Genomic DNA, 23,665 nt, shown 5'->3' on the forward strand with positions numbered 1-23,665 from the left:
GGTCAGCCCGCCCGGTGGAGCAGGGAGCCGGACTCGTGCCTGCGCGGGCCCACCAGCTCGGCGTCCGCCAGCTCGATGAGCTCGGGGTCGAGGCCCTCCAGCTCGATCGGCCAGGCAGCCGGGGGCGGCGGCTCGGGCCGCCTGGCGAGCGCCGGGTCGATGCCCAGGACCGGGATGACCAGCTCGGGTGCCTGGAGCTCGGGGATTCCCCACACCGGCAGGCCGGTGGCCTCCTGGGTCTCGCGGATCGCGAGCGGAGAGCGCGTGAGCATGCCGGAGACCGCCGCCACCTCGAACCCGAGCTCGCGCAGGTGGGCGACCCCGTAGGCGGCACCCATCGCGTCGGAGGCGGCCAGCACCACCACGTCGAGCAGGTCGTGGACGACCGGCGACGTCAGCAGCATCCGGTTGTCGTCCTGGAAGACACCGTCCGCGATCTCGACGAAGTTCACCCCACAACCGGCCGTCGTCAGCTGGGCGACGAGCTGGGTCATCACCGACTCGAGCACGGGGATCGGCTGGCGGAACGTCGAGGCGAGTCCGGCGTCGGTGAAGTCGAGCATCCGGTGCGCGCCGGCATCCAGCATCACCCAGTAGTCGTTGCCCGACCCCGTGCCGGTGACCTTGACCGAGCCGGGGTTGACCCCGATCTTGCTCAGGCCGTGCAGCAGGTAGTGCATGGTCGTCGTCTTGCCGGCGTTCATCGAGGTGCCGATGACGGCGACGGTCCTGGGGCGCTCGGCGGGCGGCACGACGTCCGGCATCCGGAAGTCCCACACGTTGAGGGGTCGGCCGAACTCGTCACCGACCAGCCCCAGGGGGACGATGTCGGTGGCGCGTCGCACCGACCTGCTCTGGGAGAGGGCCTGCGAGGCGATCCCGCCGGAGGCCACGAGCTGGACCCGCCCGAGCGAGCGGGGCACGTGCGACTCGAACTGGTCGGTGGCGTAGCGGTCGGCGTACGCCACGACCACCGTGTCGTCCACGTGCAGCGCGCTGCGCCGTCCGTTCGGCTGCTCGATCCGGCGGTGGTGGCCCAGCCGCTCGACCCGCGCGAGCACGACGTCCCCCGAGCGCGGCCGGACGGCACCGCCGACCAGCGTCCGCATCGCCGAGGCAGGCACCCGCCGGGTGGCAAAGCTCTGCCGGGCCCGGGCGCTGGTCCCGGCGTCCAGCGGTCGCACCCACACGTGTTGTCGAGACATGACCCCTCCTTGGTTTCGCTGCGAGCCCCCGCCGGCCCAAGGCCTTCCGGACCCCCCGTCGGCCCGCAGCAGGCACGACGACACCAGCGACGCGGTCACCGGTCCTGATGACCGCGTGACGACGGCTCGCTCAAGGGATAGAGAGACGTCGAGCGAGAATGAGTGACGCCGGGCTGTCCGTGGGTGGGTCAGCGCGGGACCGCGTCCGCCCGCCTCAGATCGAGATGACCTCGAAGACCTGCAGGACGGTCAGCGCCGCCAGGAGGAGGCAGACGCCCCCGCCGATCCGGCGGATCGTGGCCAGCCTGACCCGGGCGAGGAGCGCCCGGCCGAGCACCGCCGCGAGCGCCGAGACCGTGGCGAGGGCGAGGAACGCTCCGATGAAGACCGACACGGGCTCCTTGAACTGGAGCACCATCGAGGCGGTCAGCAGCTGCGAGAGGTCACCCCACTCGGCGAGGAAGAGCACGCCGAACGAGACGCCGACCGCGCGGAGGCCGACCGCGGTCGCAGCCCCCTTGTGGGAGAACTCCTCCTCGGTCTCGGCCTCCTCCTCGTCGGCGTGGCCCGCGCCGCGGATGAGGATGACTCCGCCGACGAGGAACAGCACGGCCGCGAAGACCTCCACCGGTCGCTTCGGCAGCTGGGCCAGCAGGCCACCCACCGTCACGGCGACGATCGTCTGGACGGCGAACGCCAGGCACACGCCGATCCACACGTACAGCGGCCGGAACCGGGTGGCCAGCACCAGGGTCGCGATGAACGTCTTGTCGGGCAGCTCGACGAGGAAGATCGCCCCGAAGACGATGGCCATGGTCGCGAGGTCGAAATCCATATCGCGTCGACTGTATCCGCGGCGCCCCAATACGCTGACGGGGTGCCCGACCCCCAGACCCTCGCCGTGGCCGCGCTCGCCGTGGCCGGTCTCGCGCTGCTGGTGGCCCTGCTCGTCGTCGTCGTCCTCACCCGGGTGCGCGGCCAGCTGCGTCTGCTCGAGGGGCAGCGTCCGGTCGGCGCCGGCGACCTCGCCGCCCTGCGCGCCGACATCGCGCAGGCGCTGCGGCACGTCGCGGTCGTGCGCTACGACGCCTTCGGCGACATGGGTGGGCGGCTCTCGTTCAGCGCCGCCGTCGTCGACGACCGCGGCGACGGGCTGGTGTTCTCCTCGATCCACGCCCGCGGTGAGTCCCGCACCTACGCCAAGGGGATCGTGGGTGGCGGCTCCGACGCGACCCTGACCCCCGAGGAGCAGCAGGCACTCGCCGCTGCCCGCACCGGATCGCAAGGAGCATGACCTCCGTGACCAGACACGGCTACTTCGGCCCCGCCGGCACCTTCACCCAGATGGCGTTGCAGGCCTGGGGGCCTGCCCAGGGGCAGGAGCACGTGCCGCTCCCGTCGGTGGAGGCCGCCCTCAACGCCCTGCGCGCGGGCGACGTCGACGCCGCCATGGTGCCGATCGAGAACTCGGTCGAGGGTGGCGTGAGTGCCACCCTCGACGCCCTCGCCAGCGGCGAGCCGCTGGTCGTGGTGGGTGAGGTGCTGGTCCCGATCACCTTCGTGCTGGCTGCGCCGGCCGGTATGCCGCTCGGCCAGGTCCGCGCGGTCGGCACCCACAGCCACGCGTGGGCCCAGGTCCGCGGCTGGATGAGCACCCACCTGCCCGACGCGGCCTACGTCCCCACGCTGTCGACGGCCGCCGCGGCGGCCGGGCTGGCCGGCCCCGACGGTGCGCAGGCGGCATACCAGGCGGCGGTGTGTGCACCGGTCGCGGCGCTGAACCACGGGCTCGAGGTGCTCGCCGAGGGCATCGGCGACAACGCCGCGGCGGTGACCCGGTTCGTCTCGGTGGCCCGCCCCGGGCAGCTGCCCGAGCGCACCGGTGCCGACAAGACCACGCTGGTGCTGTTCCAGCGCGACGACCACGCGGGTGGGTTGCTCGAGCTCCTGGAGCAGTTCGCGGTGCGCGGCATCAACATGTCGCGGCTGGAGTCACGGCCGACCAAGTCGTCGATGGGCGACTACTGCTTCTCGATCGACATCGAGGGACACGTGCTCGACGAGCGGGTCGGTGAGGCGCTGCTCGGCCTCAAGCGGGTGTGCGCCGACGTCCGGTTCCTCGGCAGCTACCCCGCCGCGCACGGCACCGCGGTCCGCGTCACGCCGCACACCAGCGACGCGGCGTTCGGCGAGGCCCGGGCCTGGCTGCACTCCCTGCGCGGAGCCTGACCCCGTCTGTTGGAAGCGAAACTTCCGGATATCCGGAAGTTGTCGCTCCTACCGCTACTTCTTCTCGCGCCAGGCCCGCTCGAACGGCAGCCGCCACGCATGCGGCGCGATCAGCTGGTGGATCGCGTTCGGGCCCCACGAGCCGGCGGGGTAGGGCTTGGCCTCCGGCGGGTTGTCGAGCAGCGGCTGCGAGCGCTCCCAGAGCGACTCGATGCCCTCGGCCGTCGTGAACAGCGTGTGGTCTCCCCGCATGGCGTCGAGGATCAGCCGCTCGTAGGCCTCGAGGACGTCGCCGACCCGCTCGGTCTCGCGGGTGGAGAACTGCATCGACAGCTTCTCCAGCCGCATGCCGGGGCCGGGCCGCTTGCCGTAGAACGACAGCGACACCTTCGACTCGTCGGCCAGGTCGAAGGTGAGGTGGTCGGGACCGGCGTTGCCGACGCCCGAGTGGGTCGGGAACATCGACCGCGGTGCCTCCTTGAAGGCGATCGAGATGATCCGCGCGCCCTCGGCCATCTTCTTGCCGGTGCGCAGGTAGAACGGGACGCCGGCCCAGCGCCAGTTGTCCAGCCCGACCTTGAGCGCGATGAAGGTCTCGGTGTCGGAGTCGTTCGGGACGCCGTCGAGGTCGGTGTAGCCGGCGAACTGGCCGCGCACGACGTCGGAGGGGTCGATCGGCAGCAGCGACCGGAAGACCTTGTTCTTCTCCTCGGAGATGGCCCGGGGCTCGAGGGCGGTCGGGGGCTCCATCGCGACGAAGGCCAGCACCTGGAACAGGTGGGTGACGACCATGTCCTTGTAGGCGCCGGTGGCCTCGTAGAAGTTGGCCCGCTCGTCCAGGCCGAGGGTCTCGGGGATGTCGATCTGGATGTGGTCGATGAAGTTGCGGTTCCAGATCGGCTCGAACAGCCCGTTGGCGAACCGGAACGCGAGGATGTTCTGGGCCGCCTCCTTGCCGAGGAAGTGGTCGATCCGGAAGACCTGGCTCTCGTCGAAGGTCTCGTGGACGGTGTTGTTGAGCGCGATCGCGCTCTCGAGGTCGGTGCCGAACGGCTTCTCCATGACCACCCGCGAGCGCGCGACCAGGTCGGCGTCGCGCAGCATCTGGATCACGGCGACCGCGGCCTTCGGCGGCACCGAGAGGTAGTGCAGCCGCAGGGTGTCCGGCCCGAGTGACTCCTCGGCGCTCTTCACCGCGGCTGCGAGGGGTTCGGGACCGGCGGACTGCGGGATGTAGACGAGGTTGTCGTCGAACTTGTCCCACTGCTCGGGCGTCAGCGAGTGGGCACCGAACTCTGCGCAGGCCTTGCGGGCGAACTCCCGGAACTGCTCGTCGGTCATCTCCTCGAGCGAGGTGCCCACGACCCGGATCGCCGGCGCCAGCTCGGACGCCGCGAGGTGCGCCAGGCCCGGGAGCAGCTTGCGACGAGCCAGGTCGCCGGTGGCCCCGAACAGCACGATGACGTGCGGGTCCGCCTTCTCGATGGCGCCCCGCGAGCTGCGCGCGTCAGCCGCGGGATACGAGATCGTCTGGGCGGGCCGCTGGGGCGTGGCTTCGGGCACGATCCCGATCATGGCACCGGGCGTGCATGGCCGCACCTGTGTGTCCAGCCGGTATGCCGTGCAGCGCGGCCGCGGGTCGCTCCGGCTCGGCGCCGGGTGCACAGCCGGACCACAGACTTGACGCGGGGGCTTAGGTGAGGCTTACCTTGGTTCCAATACGCAAGATCCGTATGCCGGAAATCAGGTCATCGTGCTCGTCAGCAATGCGCTCATCGGACTCCGTGAGGGTCTCGAAGCTGCTCTCGTCGTCGTCATCCTCGTCGCCTTCCTCGTCAGGACCGACCGGCGCTGGGCGCTCAGGCAGGTCTGGACCGGGGTGGCCGCGGCCGTCCTGCTCTCCGTGGCGATCGGCGCCGTGCTCACCTTCGGCACCCGCCAGCTCTCCTTCGAGACGTAGGAGCTGATCGGCGGGTCCGCCTCGATCCTCGCCGTCGCCTTCGTCACCGCGATGGTGTTCTGGATGCGCACCGCGGCTCGCACCATCTCCGGCGAGCTCAAGGGCAAGCTCGACCAGGCCCTGTCGGTGGGCGGCTGGGCGGTCGCCCTGGTCGGCTTCCTCGGCGTCGGCCGGGAGGGCCTGGAGACCGCGCTGTTCTTCTACGCGAGCGTGCAGACCGCGGGGGCCGGCACCTCGCAGCCGCTGGTCGGCTTCGTCGTCGGGATCGCCGTGGCCGTCGTCCTCGGCGTCCTGATCTACCGCGGGGCGGTGCGGATCAACCTCTCGAAGTTCTTCCGCTACACCGGGGTCGCGCTGATCGTCGTGGCGGCGGGGATCCTGTCCTACGGCCTCCACGACCTGCAGGAGGCGGCCTTCCTGCCCGGGCTGAACACCCTCGCGTTCGACGTCAGCAGCGCGATCCCGCCCGACTCCTGGTACGGCACCCTCCTCAAGGGCACGGTGAACTTCACCCCCAACACGACCTGGCTCCAGGCCATCGCCTGGACGCTCTACCTCGTCGTCGTGATGACCCTCTTCCTCCGGCCGGCGCGGACCGCACCCGCCCCGGCCAGCCCCGCCGCCGCGACCGCCGGCACCTCCCGCTGAACGTCCCCAGCCGCCCCACCAAGGAGCCTCATGCGCATCACCCCCGTCCACGCCGGCCTCGGCCTGGCCGTCCTCCTCGCCACCGCGGCCTGCAGCGGCGCCGACCAGACCGCCACGACGAGCGCGAAGGGCCCGATCGCGGTCGAGGCCACGGACACGGCGTGCAAGGTCGAGCGCACCGAGGCGGCCGCGGGCACGATCCAGTTCACCGTCCGCAACACCGGCTCCCAGGTCAACGAGTTCTACGTCTACGGCGAGGGCGACCAGATCATGGGTGAGGTCGAGAACATCACCCCCGGCCTGACCCGCACCTTCCACGTGGACGTGTCGACGCCCGGCACCTACCAGACCGCCTGCAAGCCGGGCATGAAGGGCAAGGGGATCCGCGCCGCCTTCACCGTCACCGGTACCGCGGCCAGCCAGGCACCCGACGCCGCGATGGCCGCGGCCGTCACCGAGTACCAGTCCTTCGTGTCGGCCCAGTCGGACGAGCTGCTGGCCCGCACGACCGAGTTCGTGGACCTCGTGAAGGCCGGCAAGGTCGCCGAGGCGAAGCGGGCGTTCCCCGTGGCCCGTGGCCCGTGGGAGCGGATCGAACCCGTGGCCGAGTCGTTCGGCGACCTCGACCCGATGATCGACGGCCGCGCGGACGTCGTCGAGGAGGGCATGGAGTTCACCGGCTTCCACCGCCTCGAGAAGGACCTGTGGGTCGACGGCCTCCAGCCCGACTCCGCGGCGATCGCCGACAAGCTCCTCGTCGACGTCAAGGAGATCGTCGCCAAGGCGAAGGCCGTGCAGCTCAACCCGCTCCAGCTCGCCAACGGCTCCAAGGCACTGCTCGACGAGGTGGCCACCGGCAAGATCACCGGTGAGGAGGACCGCTACAGCCACACCGACCTCTACGACTTCGACGAGAACGTCAAGGGCTCGAAGGCCGCGATCGACGCCCTCCGCCCGGTCCTCAAGGCCCGGGACGCCGCGCTCCTCACCGACATCGACGCCCGCTTCGCGGCGCTCGACGCCGAGCTCGACCGGCACCGCAGCGACGGCGGCTTCGTGCTCTACACCGCCCTGTCGAAGGACCAGGTCCGGTCCCTGACCGTGGCCCTCGACGCCCTGAGCGAGCCGATCTCGCAGGTCGCCGGCGTGGTCGCCTCCTCGTGAGCGACGAGACGACCAGCCAGGTCTCGCGCCGCCGCCTCCTCGGCGTCGGCGCGGGGGCAGCCGTGGCCGGCGCCGTGGCCGGTGTCGGAGGTGCGTATGCCGTGTCGCACGACCGTGCCGACGCCCGGTCCGGGGGTGACCCCACCGGCACCGACACTGAGTCCACCAACGACATGGTGGCGTTCCGTGGTGAGCGACAGGCCGGCATCGTCACGCCGGCCCAGGACCGGATGCACTTCGTCGCGCTCGACGTGGTCACCCAGGACCGCGCCGCCCTCGCGGCCATGCTCAAGGCCTGGACCCGCGCGGCCGAGCGGATGACCGCGGGCGCCGAGGCGGCTCCGGGCGGGGTCGTGGGTGGCGGTCCCTACCGCGCCCCCGAGGACACCGGAGAGGCCTACGACCTGGACGCCTCCGACCTCACCATCACCATCGGCTACGGCCCCTCCCTGTTCGACGACCGGTTCGGCCTCGCCGACCGCAAGCCGGCCGCGCTCGAGGACCTGCCCGGGTTCGTCGGCGACGACCTCGACCCGGCTCGCAGCGGCGGCGACCTCTGCATCCAGGCCTGCGCCAACGACCCGCAGGTCGCCGTGCACGCGGTGCGCAACCTGGTGCGGATGGGCTTCGGCGTGGTCGCGGTGCGGTGGAGCCAGCTCGGCTTCGGGCGCACGTCGTCCACCACCCGCAACCAGGTCACGCCGCGCAACATGTTCGGCTTCAAGGACGGCACCAACAACCTCAAGGCCGAGGATGCCGACGCGCTCGACGAGCACGTGTGGGTGCAGCCCGCGGACGTGCCCGGGGCCAGCGCCTGGATGTCCGGTGGCTCCTACCTGGTGGCCCGCCGGATCCGGATGCACATCGAGATCTGGGACCGCACCCCGCTGCAGGAGCAGCAGGACATCATCGGCCGCGACAAGGGCGAGGGCGCCCCGCTGGGCCAGCAGGCCGAGTTCGACCCCCTCGACTTCGGGAAGCTGGGTGCCGACGGCAAGCCTGCGATCCCGGTCGACGCCCACGTGGCGCTCGCGCACGAGAGCCGGCTGAACGGCATACGCATCCTGCGCCGTGGCTACAACTTCACCGACGGCTCCGACGGTGTCGGGCACCTCGACGCCGGGCTGTTCTTCATCGGCTTCATGCGCGACGCGCACCAGCAGTTCGTGCCGATGCAGCGGTCACTGGCGGCCAAGGACGGCCTCAACGAGTACATCGAGCACACCGGCTCGGCGATCTTCGCCTGCCCGCCGGGACTGGGGCCCGACGAGCACTGGGGTCAGACCCTCTTCTCCTGAGCCGCGCGGTGGCGGTACCACTGGTAGGCGAGGACGGCGCAGACCAGGCCGTTGAGCATGCCGGCCAGCACGTCGGAGATGTGGTGGGCGCCGCGGTAGAGCCGGGCGATCCCCACGAGGAACGGGATGACGGCGCACGCGGTCATGAGCAGCCGCCGCAGCCACGGCCGCTCGATGCTGGCCGACGCCATCATCAACAGCGAGAAGTAGAGGGCCGTCGCCGCGCCCGTGTGCCCACTCGGGTAGCTCGAGGTCGGGGGTGAGGCGTCCATCGGGATCGCCGGCGGGCGCTGTCGCCCGACCACCAGGGTCAGGAACAGGAAGATGGTCGCCTGCAACGAGATCGCGATGAGCGGCACCACGGACCAGCGCCACTCTCGGGTGCGCCACCAGATGATCGCGACGGCGATGAGGCAGACCCCGATCACGACCTCGGTGTTGCCGAACCGCGAGAAGACCCAGCTGATCGGGTCCCAGAAGTCGGTGCGGTTGCGGTTGAACGCGTCGGTGACCTTGTCCTCCGCGTCGTCCACGGCGTCGAGCGGACCGTTGAGGAGCAGGCCGAGGCCGGCGAGCACCCCGAAGAGGACTACGCCGGGTGCGACGGCCCTGACGAGGAGGTCGCTGACGTCTTGCCGATGAATCCGAGCCATGAGGAGAACGTAATGCCCACGCCGAGGACATAGCCCGCCAACACGTCGGACGGAAAGTGCACACCCAGAAAGATTCGGTCCAGGCCCACGACCAGCGCAAACACCGCCGCGAGCGCCACCGAGACCCGGTGGCCGAGGGTGGACAGCAGCGGCCAGAGCAGGAAGACGACCACGGTGGCGACGACCGCGACGTTGAACGCGTGCCCCGACGGGAACGAGAAACCGGGTGAGTGCGAGATCGGGTCCTCGACCACCGGCCGGGCCCGGTGGACCAGCACCTTGGCCAGCAGGCCGACGTTCCACGCGACCATCATGGTGACGAACGCCCACAGCGCCCGGCTGCGCAGGTCCTTGGCGAGCCAGGCCCACAGGCACAGCCCGGTGGCCAGGAGGTAGAGCAGGAACGGCTGGCTGATCCCCTGGAGCGCGACGAGCGTGTCGCCGATGCCGTGCTCGCGGGTGAAGTCCGTCGCGCTCCGGATCAGGTCGTTGTCGAGCCGGATGAGCGGGTCGAACTTCTGCCGCACCGCGAACCCGAGCAGCAGCACCGGCACCACGAACAGCACCATCGCCACCGCCCCACGCGCCAGCCGCGCGGCGCGGGACACCGCGGGTGACGCGGTCCCGACGGCCATCAGTCGACCGACCCCACCCGCACGACGAGGGCTCCGGGGACCACCTCGGCGGAGATGGCCCGGGCCTTGCCGAGGGTGTCGCCGTCGATCTGGACCTCCTGCGGGCGGTCGGCGCGGATCTTCATCGAGGGGCTCGTGTAGTGGTCGACGATCTGGTGCCCCTTGCGCTTGCGCGTGGCCAGGCGGGCCGCGACGGCGGCCCAGCCGGCGACGCCCTTGGGGGAGAGGATGACCATGTCGAGCTGGCCGTCGTCGACCTCGGCCTCGGGCATGAGGACCAGGCCGCCGAGCAGCTTGCCGCAGTTGCCGATGACCACGGTGCGCGCGCGGCGGCTGAACTCCTCCTGCTCCTCGACCTTGACGCGCACCTTGAACTGCGGGCCGCGCAGGTTGCGGGTGCCCGAGACGACGTATGCCGCGGGGCCGACCTTGGCCTTCAGCTTCTCCGGGGCGTCGGCCATGATCGCCGCGTCGAAGCCGAGCCCGGCCATGACGAGGAAGACGTGCTCGGCGGGGGTCTGGTCCTCCCCGGAGGTGTCCATGGTCAGGCGCCCGACGTCGACGCGCTTGTTCTGCCCGGTCAGGGCCACCCGGAGCGCGTCGTCCAGGTCGTCGACCGGGAGGTCGAGGTTGCGGGCGAGCAGGTTGCCGGTGCCACCGGGCAGCAGCCCCATCGGCACCTCGCTGCCGACCATCGCCTCGGCGACCGCCCGCACCGTGCCGTCACCGCCGAGGGGGCAGACCAGGTCGACGCCCTTGTCGAGGGCCTGCTTGGCCTGGCCGGTGCCGGGGTCGCGCTCGGTGGTGAGGATGAAGAGGGGCTCGGCCCAGCCGTGCTTGGCCGACTGCTCGGTGATCCGCCGGCGCACCGCGGCCACGTCGTCGAACTTGGTGGGGTTGACGATGATCGCGGCGCGACGCGTGGGGGAGTCGGACACGGTGCCCTCCGGGCGGAAGTCGTTGCGGTGCGGGCGGCGCCCCCACCGGCGGCCACGGTGGGCACCTCCGACGGTGCGCACGCGCATCCCGGCCCACCCGGCGATGCCGAGGGCGAGGATGACGACGAGCACGATCGCCCCGAGGGCGACCCAGCCGGAATGTTCGCGAAGCACGGGCCGACGCTACCCCACGGCGGCGGTGGCATCCGCACAGGTCAGAGCGCCTGCCCGGTGCCCAGGCTCCCGGCCAACTGGCCGATTCCGTGGGTCGCTCGGCCGCTTCGGCCGCTGGCTTTCGGGCAATTGGCCGAAAGTTGTGGGTGAGTGGCGCCGCTGCCCCTCGGCGGGCGGGGCGTCGCCACCTACCGTGGTCGCCATGGCCGACCAGCTCAACGATGCCGACGCGATCGTCCCGGACACCAAGGACTGGACCTGGACCCTCCAGCGCCCGTGCCCCGACTGCGGGTTCGACGCCCGCACGGTGGCAGCGGCGGAGATCGCGCCGACCACCCTCGCATCGACGGCGCCCTGGGCTGCGGTGCTCGCCAGGCCGGACGCCGCGCAGCGCCCGGCGCCGGACGTGTGGTCACCCCTCGAGTACGCCTGCCACGTGCGCGACGTCTGCCGCGTCTTCGACGGCCGGCTCAGGCTGATGCTCGACGAGGACGGACCGCGGTTCGCCAACTGGGACCAGGACGAGACGGCGGTGGCGGACCGCTACGGCGAGCAGGACCCGGCGGTGGTCGGCCCCCAGCTGGAGGAGGCGGCCGCCGTGGTGGCGGACCGGTTCGCCGGGGTGCGCGCCGACCAGTGGGGCCGCACGGGTCTGCGCAGCGACGGGTCCGAGTTCACCGTGCTGTCGCTGGGGCAGTACTTCCTGCACGACCTCGCCCACCACCTGGTGGACGTCCGCGCCTGACTGGTGCACGCGGCATACCCGAGGCCGGTCAGGCTTTGTGGGGGTGTCCCGTCAGCGCCGCGGCGCCGCCCATGACGAGGAAGATGCTCCCCGACACGTACTTCTGCCGCCGGACCTCGCGCGGGTGCCGGGCCAGCCACTGGCCGATCGACCCCGCACTGAGCGCGTAGACGCTGTCGAAGACCGCGCCGATCGCGACGAAGATCGCACCCAGTACCAGCACCTGCGACCAGATCGGCCCGGACTCGCGGTGCAGGAACTGCGGGAAGAACGCGACGAAGAAGACCGCCGTCTTGGGGTTGGAGATGCCCACGAGGAAGGCGTCACCGAAGGCGCGCCGGGAGTGCGTGACGGGCGCGCGGTCGAGGGCGAAGTGCCCCTTGCTGCGGAACTCCCTGATCGCCAACCAGACGAGGTATGCCGCGCCGGCGTACTTCACGATCGAGAAGGCCAGGACCGAGGAGCTGATCACCGCGGACAGGCCGAACGCCGTCGCGACCACCATCACCGCGGTCGCGGTCTCGATGCCGGCCATCGAGGCGACGGCCAGCCGGCGGCTGCCCTGGCCGATGCCCCGCGAGATGAGGAACAGCATCGCCGGACCGGGCAGCAGGATGAGGGCGGTCGCCGCGAGGGCGAACGACGCGAGGGTGGGCGTGGACGGCATACCGCAAGGATCGCGTCCCGAAACCCTCCCGGGCAACGTGTTTCAGGGGCTGGTCAGCGGGCTGGTCAGACTGCGAGGTGGCGGCGGGTGAGGGCGGCCGCCTGCTCCACGACGTCGATGCCCTGTCCCTGGCTGGGGTGCCGCTGGCTGAGGATCGCCAGCCGCAGGTCGAGCGAGCTGCTGGTGATCCGGCCGATGCTGTTGATGATCCAGCGCTTGCCGAGGGTCGTCCGGGGCAGCCAGCCGTTCTTGAGGCAGACCCGCTCGGTGCCGTGGGCCGCCGCGCTGACACCCCATTTCTGCTCGGCGACCACGTCCTCCATGAGGTCGAGCAGCACGGTCCCCGAGTGGGCGTCGAGCGGCGAGGAGCTCGTCCCGGCCCCGCTGATCGCACCCACCAACCGCAGCTGGTCGCGGGCCGAGGTGCGGGTCAGCCCCCAGCTGTAGTCGAAGCACTGCGTGCTGCGCAGCCCGAAGCGCTGGTTGGCGGCTGCCATCCCCGACGCCAGGCCGACCTGGCGGAAGAGGGTCCACGCCGACTCGTGGTCGCTGCGCCGGATCATCGCGTCGGCGACGGCCAGCTGGCTCGACGACGGACGCGCGCCCCGGTCCTGCAGCTGGAGCAGCAGGGTGGCCAGGATGTCGGCCTTGGCGATGCTCGCCGTCTCGATCGTGGTGTCGGCGCCCCACGTGAAGCTGCGTCCCGACCGTCGCTCGGTGGCGGCGACGCCGAGGTCGACGCCGTACCTGCGGGACAAGGCCGACAGCTCCTCGCGCAGGTCGTCGAGGCTGGCCGCGGCGCGGGTTGGCTTGGTGGGGGCCCTGGTCGTGGTGGTGGCCGCGGTCGTGGGGGTGACGCTCGCGGTGGTGGTAGCCGTCGTGGGGGTGGTGCTCGTCGGCGTCGTGGTGCCGGAGAGGACCGCCCCGGTCGTCGCCGGCTGGGTCCCGGCGGCCGGCTCCCCGGCGCAGGCCGCGGCGACGCCGAGGGGCGCCACCGTCAGCAGGTACCGCCGCGTGAGCATGCAGGCATTGTGACCTGCGACCGCGCCCAGTGGCCGCTTCATCGCTCGATAGGCTGGCCCGGTGATCGACATCAAGCTCCTGCGTGAGGACCCCGACCGCGTCCGCGCCAGCCAGCGCGCCCGTGGTGAGGACGAGGGGATCGTCGACGCGATCCTCGCTGCCGAGCAGACGCACCGCTCCTCCCTCACCGAGTTCGAGCAGCTGCGGGCGCAGCAGAAGTCGATGGGTAAGCAGGTCGCGCAGGCCCAGGGTGACCAGAAGCAGGCGCTGCTCGCCCAGACCAAGGACCTGTCCGCCCGGGTCAAGCAGCTGCAGGCCGGTGCCGACACCGCGCAGGCCGAGCTCGGCGGGCTGATCCGCCAGATCGGCAACATCGTCGAGGAGGGTGTCCCCGTCGGCGGCGAGGACGACTACACGGTGCTCGAGACGGTGGGGTCGGTGCCGGAGTTCGACTTCGAGCCGCGCGACCACCTCGCGCTCGGGGAGTCGCTGGCCGCCATCGACATGGAGCGCGGCGCCAAGGTCGGCGGCTCGCGCTTCTACTTCCTCACCGGGGTCGGTGCCCGGCTCGAGCTCGCGCTGCTCAACATGGGCATCGCGCAGGCGGTCGAGCACGGGTTCATCCCGATGATCACGCCCACGCTGGTCAAGACCGACGTCATGGCCGGGGCCGGGTTCATCGACAAGCACGCCGACGAGGTCTACCGCCTCGAGGCCGACGACCTGTTCCTCACCGGCACCTCCGAGGTGGCGCTCGCGGGCTACCACGCCGACGAGATCCTCGACCTGTCCGCGGGACCGAAGCGGTATGCCGGGTGGTCGGCCTGCTACCGCCGCGAGGCCGGGTCGCACGGCAAGGACACCCGCGGCATCATCCGGGTCCACCAGTTCCACAAGGTCGAGATGTTCACCTACTGCCGGGTCGAGGACGCGGCTGCCGAGCACCAGCGGCTGCTGGGCTGGGAGAAGGAGATGCTGGCCAAGATCGAGGTGCCCTACCGCGTCATCGACACGGCGGCCGGCGACCTCGGTGGCCCGGCGGCGCGCAAGTTCGACTGCGAGGCGTGGGTCCCGACCCAGGGCCGCTACCGCGAGCTCACCTCCACCTCCAACTGCACGACCTACCAGGCCCGGCGGCTCAACACCCGCGAGCGCGACCCGAACGGCCAGGGCACCCGCGCCGTCGCCACGCTCAACGGCACCCTTGCGACGACCCGGTGGATGGTGGCCATCCTCGAGAACCACCAGCAGGCCGACGGCTCGGTCATCGTGCCCAAGGCACTGCAGCCGTTCCTGGGCCTCGAGGTCCTCAAGCCGGTCTGACCGAACACGGGTAGCGTCGGTGAGGTGAGCGATCGCCAGCTGCCCAAGTGGTCCGAGCTCAAGCCGCTGCTGCGACCCAAGCCGGTCGAGCTCAACGCGAAGAAGCGACGGCTGGCGGCGGCGCTCACGATCGCCGACCTGCGGGAGGTGGCCAGGCGCCGCACCCCGCGGTCGGTGTTCGACTACACCGACGGCGCGGCCGAGTCGGAGCTGAGCCTCCAGCGCGCCCGGGCGACCTTCCGCGACCTGACCTTCCAGCCGTCGGTGCTGCAGGACGTCGGCGACATCGACACCACCACGACCGTCCTGGGGAAGCCGTCGGCCCAGCCGTTCGGGTTCGGGCCGACCGGCTTCACCCGGATGATGCACCACGAGGGCGAGCGCGCCGTGGTCCGCGTGGCCGAGCGGGTTGGCATCCCCTACGGCCTCTCGACCCTCGGCACCACCGACGTCGAGGGCGTGGCGGCGGCGTCGCCGGGTGCCCGCAAGTGGTTCCAGCTCTACGTCTGGCGCGACCACGGTCCGGCCGAGGACCTGATGGCCCGGGCGAAGGCGGCCGGCTTCGAGGCACTCATCCTCACCGTCGACGTGCCGGTGGCGGGCGTGCGGCTGCGCGATGTGCGCAACGGCTTCAACATCCCGCCCGCGCTCTCGGCCCGGACCGTGCTCGACGGGGCGATGCACCCGAGCTGGTGGGTCAACTTCCTCACCACCGAGCCACTGCGGTTCGCCAGCCTCGACCGCTGGGACGGCACCGTCGCCGAGATGATGAACGCGCTCTTCGACCCGACCATGACACTGAAGGACCTCGACTGGGTGCGCACCACCTGGGACGGTCCACTCATCGTCAAGGGCATCCAGACCGTCGACGACGCACGGCGGATGTTCGATGCCGGCGCCGACGCGATCGTGCTGTCGAACCACGGCGGACGGCAGCTCGACAAGGCGCCGGTGCCGGTCCGCCTGGTGCCCGACGTGCGCGACGCGCTCGGCGACGGGCCGGAGGTGATGGTCGACACCGGGGTGATGTCGGGGTCGGACGTCGTCGCCGCCATGGCCCTCGGCGCCAGCTCGGTGCTCGTCGGTCGCGCCTACCTCTACGGCCTGATGGCCGGTGGCGAAGCCGGGGTCGAGCGCGCCGCCCAGATCCTCAGCACCGAGGTCCGCCGCACGATGGCACTGCTCGGCGCGCGTCGCATCGCGGACCTCGGTCCACAGCACGTCCGCCTTCCCTAGGCTCGTCCCATGAACCCCAGGCTCGCGGCATGACACGTCCCCAGAAGGCGTGGTCCCAGGCGGGTACGCCCCACCTCGTCGCGCTCGACGTCGACGGCACGACGATCAACCACGCCGGCGAGCTGTCACCCGCCGTGCGCGACGTCGTGCACGACGTGCTCGCGGCCGGTCACCACGTGATCATCGCCACCGGACGGTCGATCGTGGCGACGACCACCATCATGGCCGAGCTCGGCATCGATAGCGGGTATGCCGTGTGCTCCAACGGGGCGGTGACGATCGAGCTGGACGCCAGGGAGGACAACGGTTTCCGCATCATCGACGCAGTCACGTTCGACCCTGCTCCCGCCCTCAACCTGCTCCGCCACGAGTGGCCGGATGCCGTCGTCGCGGTGGAGGAGCTGGGGGTCGGGTTCAAGCTGAGCGCGCCGTTCCCCGACGGCGAGCTCCAGGGCGAGCTGCGGGTCGTGCCGTGGGACGAGCTGGTCGCCGACCCGGTGACGCGCGTGACCTTCCGCGCGCCGAACGGCACCGCGGAGGACTTCCTCGCGCTCACCGAACGGATCGGCCTGCACGGCGTGAACTACGCGGTCGGCTTCTCGGCCTGGCTCGACCTCAACCCCGAAGGCGTGTCCAAGGGCTCGGCCCTGGAGCTCCTGCGCCGCCGGCTGGAGGTCGAGCCGCAGTACACCCTCGCCGTCGGCGACCAGCGCAACGACGTGGAGATGTTGCACTGGGCGGCTCGCGGAGTGGCGATGGGCAACGCGCCCGACTCGGTGAAGGAGGTCGCCGACGAGGTGACCCTCACGGTCGACGAGGACGGCCTGGTGCCGGTGCTCCGCTCGCTGCTGTGACCACGCGGCCGGCAGGGCTCTGGCTGACCCGGTAGCCGGTGATCCAGTCCTGCGCCCGGTCGGTCACCAGATGCCGGAAGACGACCCGCAGCATCGCCTCCATCGGCACCCGACCGATCCGGCCCGGGATCTTGGAGCTGCTCGAGCGGGCGCCGACGGCGACCACCTTCTCCACTCTCCCGCGGCGAGCGGCGACGAAGGAGTCGTATGCCGCGGGCACCCCAGTGCCGTGGGACGCGGCCGTGGGGAGGCAGCCGGCGAGGCAGCCGGCGAGCACGACGGCGTCCTCCAGGGCGAGCGACACCCCTTGGCCCGAGCTGGGCGACGGCGCGTGCGCGGCGTCCCCGACCAGCACGAGGCGGCCGCGGTGCCAGGTCGCCACGTGGCCGAGGTCGTAGGTGTTGTCGCCGGCCAGCTCCAGCTCTCCCGACTCGATCAGCGCCCGGGCCGGTCCCGCGTCATCGGCGACCAGGCCCGCGAGCCGGGCTCGCCACTGGTCCAGCGAGGTGTCGGCGCGCTGCGTCCGGCTGATCTGCGCCTCGGGCACGTTCACGAACCACACCACGTCGTCGGTCGGGGTGCGGTGGAGCCCGACGAAGGCGTGCCGGCCGAAGGTGAACTGCCAGCCGTCGCCGGGCAGGTCCTGCGCGAGGTCGGTGTTGCGGGTGATGCCGCCGAAGTTGGTCAGCCCGACGTAGCGCGCCGCAGGGGCCCCTGGGTCGACCGCGGTCCGGACCGCCGAGTGCACGCCTGATGCCCCCACGAGCAGGTCGCCCTCGACCGTGTTCCCGTCCTCGAGGACGGCGACCGCACGCTGCCCTTCGGTGCGCACGGAGGTGACCTTGGCGGCATACCTGACCTCGATGCCGCGCCGCGCGGCCTCGTCCATCAGAGCGCGGGTGAGGTGGGGCCGCTTCATCGTGAGCGCGGGCGTGCCGTCGGCCAAGGGGGTGCCGAGAGTGATCGAGCCGAGCCGCCGCCCCGTCGCCCCCAGCATGGTGTTGCGGCGCGAGGGGAAGCCGAGGTCCCGCACGAGGTCGAGGCAGCCGATCGCGGCCAGGGCGTCGAGGCCGTTGGGCGCGATGGTGAGGTAGGAGCCCGCCTCCGTGGCGGCGCGGTCCCGGGCCTCGAGGACGACGGCCTCGATGCCCACTTGCTGGAGGGCCATGGCGGTGGCGGGTCCGGCCACTCCACCTCCGACGACGACAGCCTTCACGGTGCTAACCTTTCTTACGACAATCGGATAGTTCGATAATCGAAAGGATTGCACGCGTGGCACGGACCCGTCAAGCAGCCATCGAGCAGGCCGGCAGGGCGATGCAGCGCTACCAGCGCAGCGTCCAGTCGTTCGACGACGCGGTGGGCCGGGCGCTCGGGCTCGGTCCGGCCGACATGCGGTGCCTCGACATCCTCAGCGAAGGCCCCCGCACGGCCGGTGAGCTGAGCGCCGCGACCGGGCTGCGGCCGGCAGCCACCACGGCGCTCATCGACCGGCTCGTGGTCAAGGGGTTCGTCCAGCGGCAGCCGAGCGAGACCGACCGGCGGCAGGTCCTGGTGGCGATGACCGAGGAGGGGGCCCGACGCACCTGGGAGGCGTACGGTCCGATGGTCACCGAGGGTCAGCAGGCCTTCGCGTCGTTCACCATCGCCGAGCTGGACCGGCTGCGCGACCTGCTCGACGGGTTCACCGAGCTGACCGCGCGGCACCGCGCGCGCGTCGAAGGGTCAGCGTGACTGGAGCGCGTCCAGCGCGACCGCCATGCCCAGACCGACCCGCCAGTCGAGCTGCCACCCGTTGCTCGCCTGGGGCATGTGGATGTCGTAGCGGTCGCGCAGGCTCCGCTTGCGCTCCGACGACAGGACGATGCTGCCGTCCGCGGTGGTGAAGTCGAAGTGGAAGAGGAACGGCAGCGGGATGTCTCCGACGACCGGGATGAAGTCCCAGACCCGGCGCAGGATCGCGATGTTCTGGTTGCGCTCGGTGCCGAACGCCTCAAGCCCGTCCGGGGTGCCCAGGTGCCAGGACGAGCGCAGCAGCGACTTGCCGAAGTCCTTGCGGAACCACCCGATCGGCGCCCCGGTCGCGTCGAAGACGTCGTAGGTGGCGCCGAGGTCCATCCGGGTGCGGGCCTTGAACGAGAAGACCGGCTGGGTGCGCGCCTCGTCCGCGTAGAACGTGACCTGCTCCTTGAACGCCATCCGCTTCTGCTGGGCGACCGCGATCACCGGCCCCTCGACCCCGGACGCGTCGACCGCCCGGATCTCGTAGCGGTTGACCATCATCGTGATCTTCTGGCTCAGCGAGTAGCGCTCGGTGACAGCGGGTTGGCTCATGGCGGTCAGTGTGCCGCATGGCCCAGCAGTGACTGACAGACTGGCCACGCCATGGCTGACCTGATCATCACCTCGCCGTCGAACCCGCGCCTCAAGGCGCTCGCCGCGCTGCGCCGGCGGCGTACCCGTGAGGAGACCGGCCGCACGCTGATCGAGGGGTTCGAGGAGCTCAGCCTCGCGCTGGGGGCCGGGGTGCTCCCCGAGGCGCTCTACTACTGCCCCGAGCTGATGCTCGACCCGACGAGCCAGGAGCGGGTGGTCGACGAGGTGCGTCGCGACGGGGTGGAGACCGTGCAGGTGTCGCGGACCGCGTTCGAGCGGGCCGCGTACCGCGAGGGGCCGGACGGGTTCATCGCCGTGGTGCCCTCGGTCGTGCGGTCGTGCAGCGAGCTGACCGTCGGGCCGAGCGCCCTGACCGTCCTCTGCCAGGGCGTGGAGAAGCCGGGCAACCTCGGGGCCATGCTGCGCACCGCCGATGCGGCCGGTGCCGAGGCGGTGGTCGCGGCCGACCCGGTCACCGACTGGGGCAACCCGAACCTCGTCCGCGCCTCCAAGGGGACCGTCTTCAGCGTGCCGGTCGCGAGCGACTCGACGGCCGACACCCTCGCCTGGCTGGATGCGCACGGCATCGCCCTCGTCGCCACCACCCCGGACACCGACCTGCTGCACACCGACGTCGACTACACCGGCCCGGTGGCCATCGCGGTGGGGGCCGAGAAGTACGGGCTGACGGACGAGGTGCTGGCGCACGCGGCATACAAGGTGCGGATCCCGATGGTGGGCAAGGCGAACTCGCTCAACGTGGCCACCTCCGCCGCCATCGTGATCTACGAGGCGGTGCGTCAGCGGGGAGCCGCCGCGCCCGCCCCGGCTCACTGAAGCCTCACTGACCACACCCGTGTCAGGAGCACTCCCTGACGTATGTCACGATGTCGGGTATGCGAGTTGACCACGTTTCGTATGCGGCAGAGCACGACGGACTGCAGGCGACCGCGGAGCGCCTCGCCAAGCTGATCGGGGTCGACCCGGTCGATGGGGGCATCCACCCGCGGTTCGGCACGCGCAACGTGATCCTCCCGTTGGCGCACGAGCGCTACGTCGAGGTCGTCGAGGTGCTCGACCACCCCGCGTCCGACAAGGCGCCGTTCGGCCAGGCCGTCCGCGCCCGGTCCGAGGCCGGCGGCGGCTGGCTCGGCTGGTGCGTCGCCGTCGACGACCTCACGCCCCTCGAGACCCGCATCGGTCGGGAGGCCGTCCCCGGCAACCGGTACCGTCCCGACGGCGTCGAGCTGCGCTGGCGCCAGCTGGGCATCAAGGGGCTGATGTCCGACCCGCAGCTGCCCTACTTCGTGCAGTGGGAGGACGCCTCGCTGCACCCGTCGACCGCGGCCATGACGACGGTCACGATCGACAGCCTGCAGATCGCCGGCGACCCGGCCCGGGTTCGTGACTGGCTGGGTCTGCCGCCCGACGAGACCTCGTCGGTCATCGACTTCACCTTCGTCGCCCCGCGCGGCACCCCCGGTCTGCTCGCGGTCACCTTCGACACCCCCGACGGCAAGGTCACCATCTGACCCTGCACTCCCCGACGTACGCCCCGCCCGACCTCGGTCGCTCGCGGGGCGTCGTCGTCCCCGGTCTAGGGCATGTCGAAGTGGTCCCGGAGCAGCGCCTGGAGCGGGTGGGGTGTCGACTGTGGCGTGGCCAGCGTGTACAGGACGCCGTCCACCACCGCGTGGTGGAGCTGCGGGCTGCCCCAATATCCCTCGTTGAAGGCGACGGACTGCACCTGGCCGGCGGGTAGCGGGAGTGGATCGGCCCCTTCGTCGACGACGAGCAACGACGTGCCGGGGGTCGCCACGACCACCGACCTCACTTCCTGGGTCGAGTCCGGGAGCAGGACGCTGGTCCAGTTGCCGGTGGGGCAGTCGAAGTCATCTGGCTCGTTGGGGAAGTCCTCGATGCCCCAGAACTGCGGATGCCCGTCTTGGAACCCAGCGAAGCGAACGTCGCCCGGCCAGTCACCCATGTCGGTGAGATGCACCGCCGCGGACGGCTCAGGGAGGGCATGCCACTCGCGCGAGTAGCGACCTTCCTCTCCATGGTCGAGGAATCCTGACCACGCCCACGCGAAGGACGCCGTGGCCGGCTCCCCGTCGACCCGCAGGTCCCCGGCCACTGCGACCACACCCGAGTGCGAGCCGCACATCACGTCGTCGACGCTGCCACGCACTTCGAGCCGATTGACCTGCGGCAGGAGCCGAAGGGGAAAGCCGCCGCCCAACACGCGAACCTCCTGGTTCGGGCCATACGTGGCGACCACCCGGACGTCTTCGTCACCGGCCACCGGCCACAGGCGGGTGGCCTGGTGGCCCACCTCGTCAGGTGGGGCGGAGACTGCCCTGATCTCCCCGCCCCAGTCGCAGTGCCAGAGCCCTGTCGCACCGCACACGCCCACCAGTCGATATTCGACTTCACTTGAGCCGACCGGCGCCCGTCCCCACCGCACCGTTCGGACCGCACCCTGGGCGGCCGCCTCCTGTGGGACATCCACGACGCGGACGAACGCACCGTCCTCCATCAGAGCGAGCACTACGCGACCGTCATCGAGGTGCCCCCACACCGCTGTGCAGCTGGCTCCCGCGTTGGTCACTCCGTCAACCTGGACCGAAGGCCAGTCGACTCGCTGCCAGGCCTGCTCGGGTAGGTCCACGACAGGGAAGGTAGCCGATCGGCGGTCTGCCCCTCGCCTTCCCGGCTAGTCGTCCCAGGTGCGGTAGCAGGCGAGTACCTCTTCTTCGTCCGCGTCCCTCATTGGCCACCGGGGGTCATCTGCGTCGGTGGGTGCGCCCGCGTCATGGCCGGGTGGTTTGACGAGGTGGAGCTGTCGGTCCCAGTGGGCTAGATGGTCGGGGAGGATCTCGATGTCGTTCCAGCGGGCGGGTTCGCCGGTGGGTGGTTGGTATGCCGCGGCCGTGCGTGGCTGGGGTGGGTCGCCGCCCGGTGGCGCGGCGAGCTCGACCGCGGTCGGGGGTCGGACCGGGAGGCCGTGCCGGGTGGTGACGACCAGCCCGTCGAGCCGGGTCGGGTCACCGGTCATCTGGTAGTCGCCGCGGCCGACCGCGTCGTGGTGGAACGGGCAGAGGCTGACCTGGTTGTCGTCGTCGGTCGGCCCGCCGTCGGCCCAGTCGTGCAGGTGGTGGATCTCCACGAACCGGCTGGCGGTGCAGCCGGGGAACCGGCAGCCGCGGTCGCGGTCCTCGATCAGCCGACGGGACCGCTGCGGCAGGATCCGCATCGAGCGCCCGACGCTGACCGGTCGTCCTTCGGTCTCCCAGACCGGCTGGACCACCCCGTCGGAGATGAACCGGTCGAGCAGCCGCCGCGGGATGGCTCCGCCGCCGTTGACCCAGGCGCCGTCGGTGGACAGGTGCAGGTAGACCCGGTAGTGGCTGGCCCGACCCGACGAGGTGACCGAGGAGAACGACCGCCGCGCCAGCTCCTCGAGCGCGTCCGCGTAGGTCGGCCGGTCCGTCGCGGTGATGCCGTGCGCACGCGGGTCCCCCACCGACACGGAGGTGGCGTTGCGGGTGGCGCCGGGTGTGGTGCCGGGCGTTCCGTCGAGCTCGCCGTCGGTGGTGTCGGAGGCGGTGGTGTCGGGGGCGGTGGTGTCTGCGGCGGCGAGGAACAGGGCGTCCTTGGCTTCCTTGAGTGCCTGCTCGACCAGGGCCCCGACGGGCGCCGGCGCGCTGTAGCGCAGCTGGAACCGGCCGTCGACGTCGTAGTGCATCGACAGGTCAGGCCGGGCGCAGGCCCGACGCTCCGACTCGTCCTGCCCGGGCAGCCCAGGCGCCGGAGCGGGGTCGGTCGGGGCGGTGTCGGTCGCAGCGGTGTCGGCCGTGGCGTCTGCGGAAGGGTCGGCGGTCTCGGCGGGCGTCGCTGGCGCAGCGGTGAAGGCGTGCCGGCTCAGCGCGCGACGCAGCTGCGGCACCGTGGCGTGCCTGGCGAACTCTGCCGCCGACCGCTGGTGGGACGCCGGCGCGTGGTGGGCGACCACCGCGGTCTGGTCGAGGGACAGCAGCCCGTCACGCAGGGCCTCGGAGGCCGCGGGCAGCTCGTGGCGGCGCCTCGCGATCGCGACCACGTCCCGCGCGTGCGCCGGCGACAGCCCGGCCCGCACGACCAGGTAGTGCTCCGGCGAACGGAACCCGCCGTCACCCCAGTGCTCGCCGTCGATGAGCTCAGCAGCCAGGTCGACCAGCTCGCCTTGCGCCCGGTTGAGCCGCCCCGCGACCTCGGCCGTGCGCGTCCAGAGGGCTCGCTGCTCCTCGTCGCGCTGCACGGCTGCCGGGCTGACTGACATACCTCGATCGTACACCTGTTCGAATGCTGTGGCCAGTAATCCACAGCTGAAATCAGTTGTGGGACAACGGATTTCGCTCTCAGCGAAGAAGTGCAGTGCGCTCGTGCTGGCCCGCGGCGGGCACAGTGGGGCGGGCACGCCGCCCGCCACTCACACGCGCCGTGCCGCCCACACCCGTGCGCCACCCCCATGTCCCGCGCCGCCCGCGGGACCCGA

At 71.5% G+C, this 23,665-nt stretch carries 23 protein-coding genes and 1 pseudogene; 12 read left to right on the forward strand and 12 right to left on the reverse strand.

What is annotated here, in order from left to right; all coding sequences use genetic code 11:
• Positions 1-2 precede the first annotated feature (2 nt).
• Both ASG95_RS21545 and ASG95_RS01315 read right to left on the reverse strand, forming a co-directional pair.
• The gene (locus tag ASG95_RS21545; RefSeq protein WP_162259339.1) at positions 3-1,205 is read right to left on the reverse strand and encodes a DUF1611 domain-containing protein; all 1,203 of its coding nucleotides are present in this window, start codon (positions 1,203-1,205) and stop codon (positions 3-5) included.
• Between the two features lie 214 nt (positions 1,206-1,419).
• Positions 1,420-2,040: a TMEM165/GDT1 family protein gene (locus tag ASG95_RS01315; RefSeq protein WP_057376274.1), complete on the reverse strand. Its 621-nt coding sequence runs from the start codon at positions 2,038-2,040 to the stop codon at positions 1,420-1,422.
• A gap of 42 nt (positions 2,041-2,082) precedes the next feature.
• Between ASG95_RS01315 and ASG95_RS01320 the strand changes: the two genes are divergently transcribed.
• Positions 2,083-2,499, forward strand: a complete 417-nt coding sequence (locus tag ASG95_RS01320) for a DUF4446 family protein (protein ID WP_057376275.1) — start codon at positions 2,083-2,085, stop codon at positions 2,497-2,499.
• Positions 2,496-3,434 (forward strand): prephenate dehydratase, encoded by a 939-nt coding sequence (pheA, locus tag ASG95_RS01325; protein ID WP_057376276.1) that lies wholly within the window; start codon positions 2,496-2,498, stop codon positions 3,432-3,434. Before ASG95_RS01320 ends, pheA begins: the two co-directional genes overlap by 4 nt.
• A gap of 54 nt (positions 3,435-3,488) precedes the next feature.
• Here pheA and zwf read toward each other — a convergent pair whose 3' ends face one another.
• Positions 3,489-4,919, reverse strand: coding sequence for a glucose-6-phosphate dehydrogenase (zwf, locus tag ASG95_RS01330; protein ID WP_235544106.1), 1,431 nt, complete (start codon positions 4,917-4,919; stop codon positions 3,489-3,491).
• Between the two features lie 268 nt (positions 4,920-5,187).
• On the opposite strand from zwf, the pseudogene efeU reads away from it, so the two are divergent.
• From efeU to efeB, 3 genes and pseudogenes are all read left to right on the forward strand, one after another.
• Positions 5,188-6,042, forward strand: a pseudogene (gene efeU, locus ASG95_RS01335) (iron uptake transporter permease EfeU).
• A gap of 30 nt (positions 6,043-6,072) precedes the next feature.
• On the forward strand, positions 6,073-7,206 hold the full coding sequence (gene efeO, locus ASG95_RS01340; RefSeq protein ID WP_057376277.1) for an iron uptake system protein EfeO: 1,134 nt from the start codon (positions 6,073-6,075) through the stop codon (positions 7,204-7,206).
• Positions 7,203-8,504, forward strand: coding sequence for an iron uptake transporter deferrochelatase/peroxidase subunit (gene efeB, locus ASG95_RS01345; protein ID WP_057376278.1), 1,302 nt, complete (start codon positions 7,203-7,205; stop codon positions 8,502-8,504). Before efeO ends, efeB begins: the two co-directional genes overlap by 4 nt.
• Here the strand turns inward: efeB and ASG95_RS01350 are convergent.
• Genes ASG95_RS01350 through ASG95_RS01360 form a run of 3 tightly spaced genes read right to left on the reverse strand, consistent with a single transcriptional unit; the run spans position 8,486 to position 10,904 of the window.
• On the reverse strand, positions 8,486-9,157 hold the full coding sequence (locus ASG95_RS01350) for a phosphatase PAP2 family protein (protein ID WP_057376279.1): 672 nt from the start codon (positions 9,155-9,157) through the stop codon (positions 8,486-8,488). The genes efeB and ASG95_RS01350 overlap by 19 nt on opposite strands.
• On the reverse strand, positions 9,094-9,792 hold the full coding sequence (locus tag ASG95_RS01355; RefSeq protein ID WP_057376280.1) for a phosphatase PAP2 family protein: 699 nt from the start codon (positions 9,790-9,792) through the stop codon (positions 9,094-9,096). The genes ASG95_RS01350 and ASG95_RS01355 overlap by 64 nt, the downstream gene beginning before the upstream one ends.
• Positions 9,792-10,904 (reverse strand): diacylglycerol kinase family protein, encoded by a 1,113-nt coding sequence (locus ASG95_RS01360; RefSeq protein ID WP_235543231.1) that lies wholly within the window; start codon positions 10,902-10,904, stop codon positions 9,792-9,794. Before ASG95_RS01360 ends, ASG95_RS01355 begins: the two co-directional genes overlap by 1 nt.
• Positions 10,905-11,106: 202 nt before the next feature.
• Here ASG95_RS01360 and ASG95_RS01365 point away from each other — a divergent pair, with 202 nt between their 5' ends.
• Entirely contained in the window at positions 11,107-11,649 is a 543-nt protein-coding gene (locus tag ASG95_RS01365; protein ID WP_057376281.1) for a DinB family protein, read from the forward strand.
• Between the two features lie 28 nt (positions 11,650-11,677).
• Here ASG95_RS01365 and ASG95_RS01370 read toward each other — a convergent pair whose 3' ends face one another.
• Both ASG95_RS01370 and ASG95_RS01375 read right to left on the reverse strand, forming a co-directional pair.
• Entirely contained in the window at positions 11,678-12,316 is a 639-nt protein-coding gene (locus ASG95_RS01370) for a LysE family translocator (protein ID WP_057376282.1), read from the reverse strand.
• Between the two features lie 65 nt (positions 12,317-12,381).
• The gene (locus ASG95_RS01375) at positions 12,382-13,338 is read right to left on the reverse strand and encodes a hypothetical protein (protein WP_057376283.1); all 957 of its coding nucleotides are present in this window, start codon (positions 13,336-13,338) and stop codon (positions 12,382-12,384) included.
• A 61-nt stretch (positions 13,339-13,399) separates the two neighbouring features.
• Here ASG95_RS01375 and serS point away from each other — a divergent pair, with 61 nt between their 5' ends.
• The 3 genes from serS to ASG95_RS01390 are packed head-to-tail and all read left to right on the forward strand — an operon-like array spanning position 13,400 to position 16,752.
• Entirely contained in the window at positions 13,400-14,662 is a 1,263-nt protein-coding gene (gene serS, locus ASG95_RS01380; protein ID WP_057376284.1) for a serine--tRNA ligase, read from the forward strand.
• Between the two features lie 24 nt (positions 14,663-14,686).
• Positions 14,687-15,898, forward strand: coding sequence for an alpha-hydroxy acid oxidase (locus tag ASG95_RS01385; protein ID WP_057376285.1), 1,212 nt, complete (start codon positions 14,687-14,689; stop codon positions 15,896-15,898).
• A 29-nt stretch (positions 15,899-15,927) separates the two neighbouring features.
• Positions 15,928-16,752: an HAD family hydrolase gene (locus ASG95_RS01390; RefSeq protein ID WP_057376286.1), complete on the forward strand. Its 825-nt coding sequence runs from the start codon at positions 15,928-15,930 to the stop codon at positions 16,750-16,752.
• On the opposite strand, the gene ASG95_RS01395 is transcribed toward ASG95_RS01390, so the two are convergent.
• Positions 16,703-17,968, reverse strand: a complete 1,266-nt coding sequence (locus ASG95_RS01395) for an NAD(P)/FAD-dependent oxidoreductase (protein WP_082592250.1) — start codon at positions 17,966-17,968, stop codon at positions 16,703-16,705. The genes ASG95_RS01390 and ASG95_RS01395 overlap by 50 nt on opposite strands.
• Before the next feature lie 56 nt (positions 17,969-18,024).
• On the opposite strand from ASG95_RS01395, the gene ASG95_RS01400 reads away from it, so the two are divergent.
• Positions 18,025-18,486, forward strand: coding sequence for a MarR family winged helix-turn-helix transcriptional regulator (locus tag ASG95_RS01400; RefSeq protein ID WP_056921855.1), 462 nt, complete (start codon positions 18,025-18,027; stop codon positions 18,484-18,486).
• On the opposite strand, the gene ASG95_RS01405 is transcribed toward ASG95_RS01400, so the two are convergent.
• Entirely contained in the window at positions 18,478-19,086 is a 609-nt protein-coding gene (locus tag ASG95_RS01405; RefSeq protein ID WP_056921856.1) for a hypothetical protein, read from the reverse strand. The genes ASG95_RS01400 and ASG95_RS01405 overlap by 9 nt on opposite strands.
• Before the next feature lie 51 nt (positions 19,087-19,137).
• On the opposite strand from ASG95_RS01405, the gene ASG95_RS01410 reads away from it, so the two are divergent.
• A complete protein-coding gene (locus ASG95_RS01410) occupies positions 19,138-19,965 on the forward strand; it encodes an RNA methyltransferase (protein WP_057376287.1) in 828 nt (275 codons plus the stop codon).
• A gap of 59 nt (positions 19,966-20,024) precedes the next feature.
• Positions 20,025-20,660, forward strand: a complete 636-nt coding sequence (locus ASG95_RS01415) for a VOC family protein (RefSeq protein WP_056921858.1) — start codon at positions 20,025-20,027, stop codon at positions 20,658-20,660.
• 65 nt (positions 20,661-20,725) lie between these two features.
• On the opposite strand, the gene ASG95_RS01420 is transcribed toward ASG95_RS01415, so the two are convergent.
• Both ASG95_RS01420 and ASG95_RS01425 read right to left on the reverse strand, forming a co-directional pair.
• The gene (locus tag ASG95_RS01420; protein WP_157581677.1) at positions 20,726-21,538 is read right to left on the reverse strand and encodes a hypothetical protein; all 813 of its coding nucleotides are present in this window, start codon (positions 21,536-21,538) and stop codon (positions 20,726-20,728) included.
• Positions 21,539-21,844: 306 nt separating this feature from the next.
• A complete protein-coding gene (locus tag ASG95_RS01425) occupies positions 21,845-23,449 on the reverse strand; it encodes a DUF222 domain-containing protein (protein ID WP_057376289.1) in 1,605 nt (534 codons plus the stop codon).
• Positions 23,450-23,665 lie beyond the last annotated feature (216 nt).

The sequence above is a fragment of the Phycicoccus sp. Soil803 genome, from assembly GCF_001429685.1.
Taxonomy (GTDB): domain Bacteria; phylum Actinomycetota; class Actinomycetes; order Actinomycetales; family Dermatophilaceae; genus Pedococcus.

What these genes read in the sequence shown, in the direction of transcription:
- ASG95_RS21545 (WP_162259339.1), bottom strand. Translation starts at nt 1,205, where the DNA reads ATGTCTCGACAACACGTGTGGGTGCGACCGCTGGACGCCGGGACCAGC.
- ASG95_RS01315 (WP_057376274.1), bottom strand. Translation starts at nt 2,040, where the DNA reads ATGGATTTCGACCTCGCGACCATGGCCATCGTCTTCGGGGCGATCTTC.
- pheA (WP_057376276.1), top strand. Translation starts at nt 2,496, where the DNA reads ATGACCTCCGTGACCAGACACGGCTACTTCGGCCCCGCCGGCACCTTC.
- efeO (WP_057376277.1), top strand. Translation starts at nt 6,073, where the DNA reads ATGCGCATCACCCCCGTCCACGCCGGCCTCGGCCTGGCCGTCCTCCTC.
- ASG95_RS01350 (WP_057376279.1), bottom strand. Translation starts at nt 9,157, where the DNA reads ATGGCTCGGATTCATCGGCAAGACGTCAGCGACCTCCTCGTCAGGGCC.
- ASG95_RS01355 (WP_057376280.1), bottom strand. Translation starts at nt 9,792, where the DNA reads ATGGCCGTCGGGACCGCGTCACCCGCGGTGTCCCGCGCCGCGCGGCTG.
- ASG95_RS01365 (WP_057376281.1), top strand. Translation starts at nt 11,107, where the DNA reads ATGGCCGACCAGCTCAACGATGCCGACGCGATCGTCCCGGACACCAAG.
- ASG95_RS01370 (WP_057376282.1), bottom strand. Translation starts at nt 12,316, where the DNA reads ATGCCGTCCACGCCCACCCTCGCGTCGTTCGCCCTCGCGGCGACCGCC.
- ASG95_RS01375 (WP_057376283.1), bottom strand. Translation starts at nt 13,338, where the DNA reads ATGCTCACGCGGCGGTACCTGCTGACGGTGGCGCCCCTCGGCGTCGCC.
- ASG95_RS01390 (WP_057376286.1), top strand. Translation starts at nt 15,928, where the DNA reads ATGACACGTCCCCAGAAGGCGTGGTCCCAGGCGGGTACGCCCCACCTC.
- ASG95_RS01405 (WP_056921856.1), bottom strand. Translation starts at nt 19,086, where the DNA reads ATGAGCCAACCCGCTGTCACCGAGCGCTACTCGCTGAGCCAGAAGATC.
- ASG95_RS01410 (WP_057376287.1), top strand. Translation starts at nt 19,138, where the DNA reads ATGGCTGACCTGATCATCACCTCGCCGTCGAACCCGCGCCTCAAGGCG.
- ASG95_RS01415 (WP_056921858.1), top strand. Translation starts at nt 20,025, where the DNA reads ATGCGAGTTGACCACGTTTCGTATGCGGCAGAGCACGACGGACTGCAG.
- ASG95_RS01425 (WP_057376289.1), bottom strand. Translation starts at nt 23,449, where the DNA reads ATGTCAGTCAGCCCGGCAGCCGTGCAGCGCGACGAGGAGCAGCGAGCC.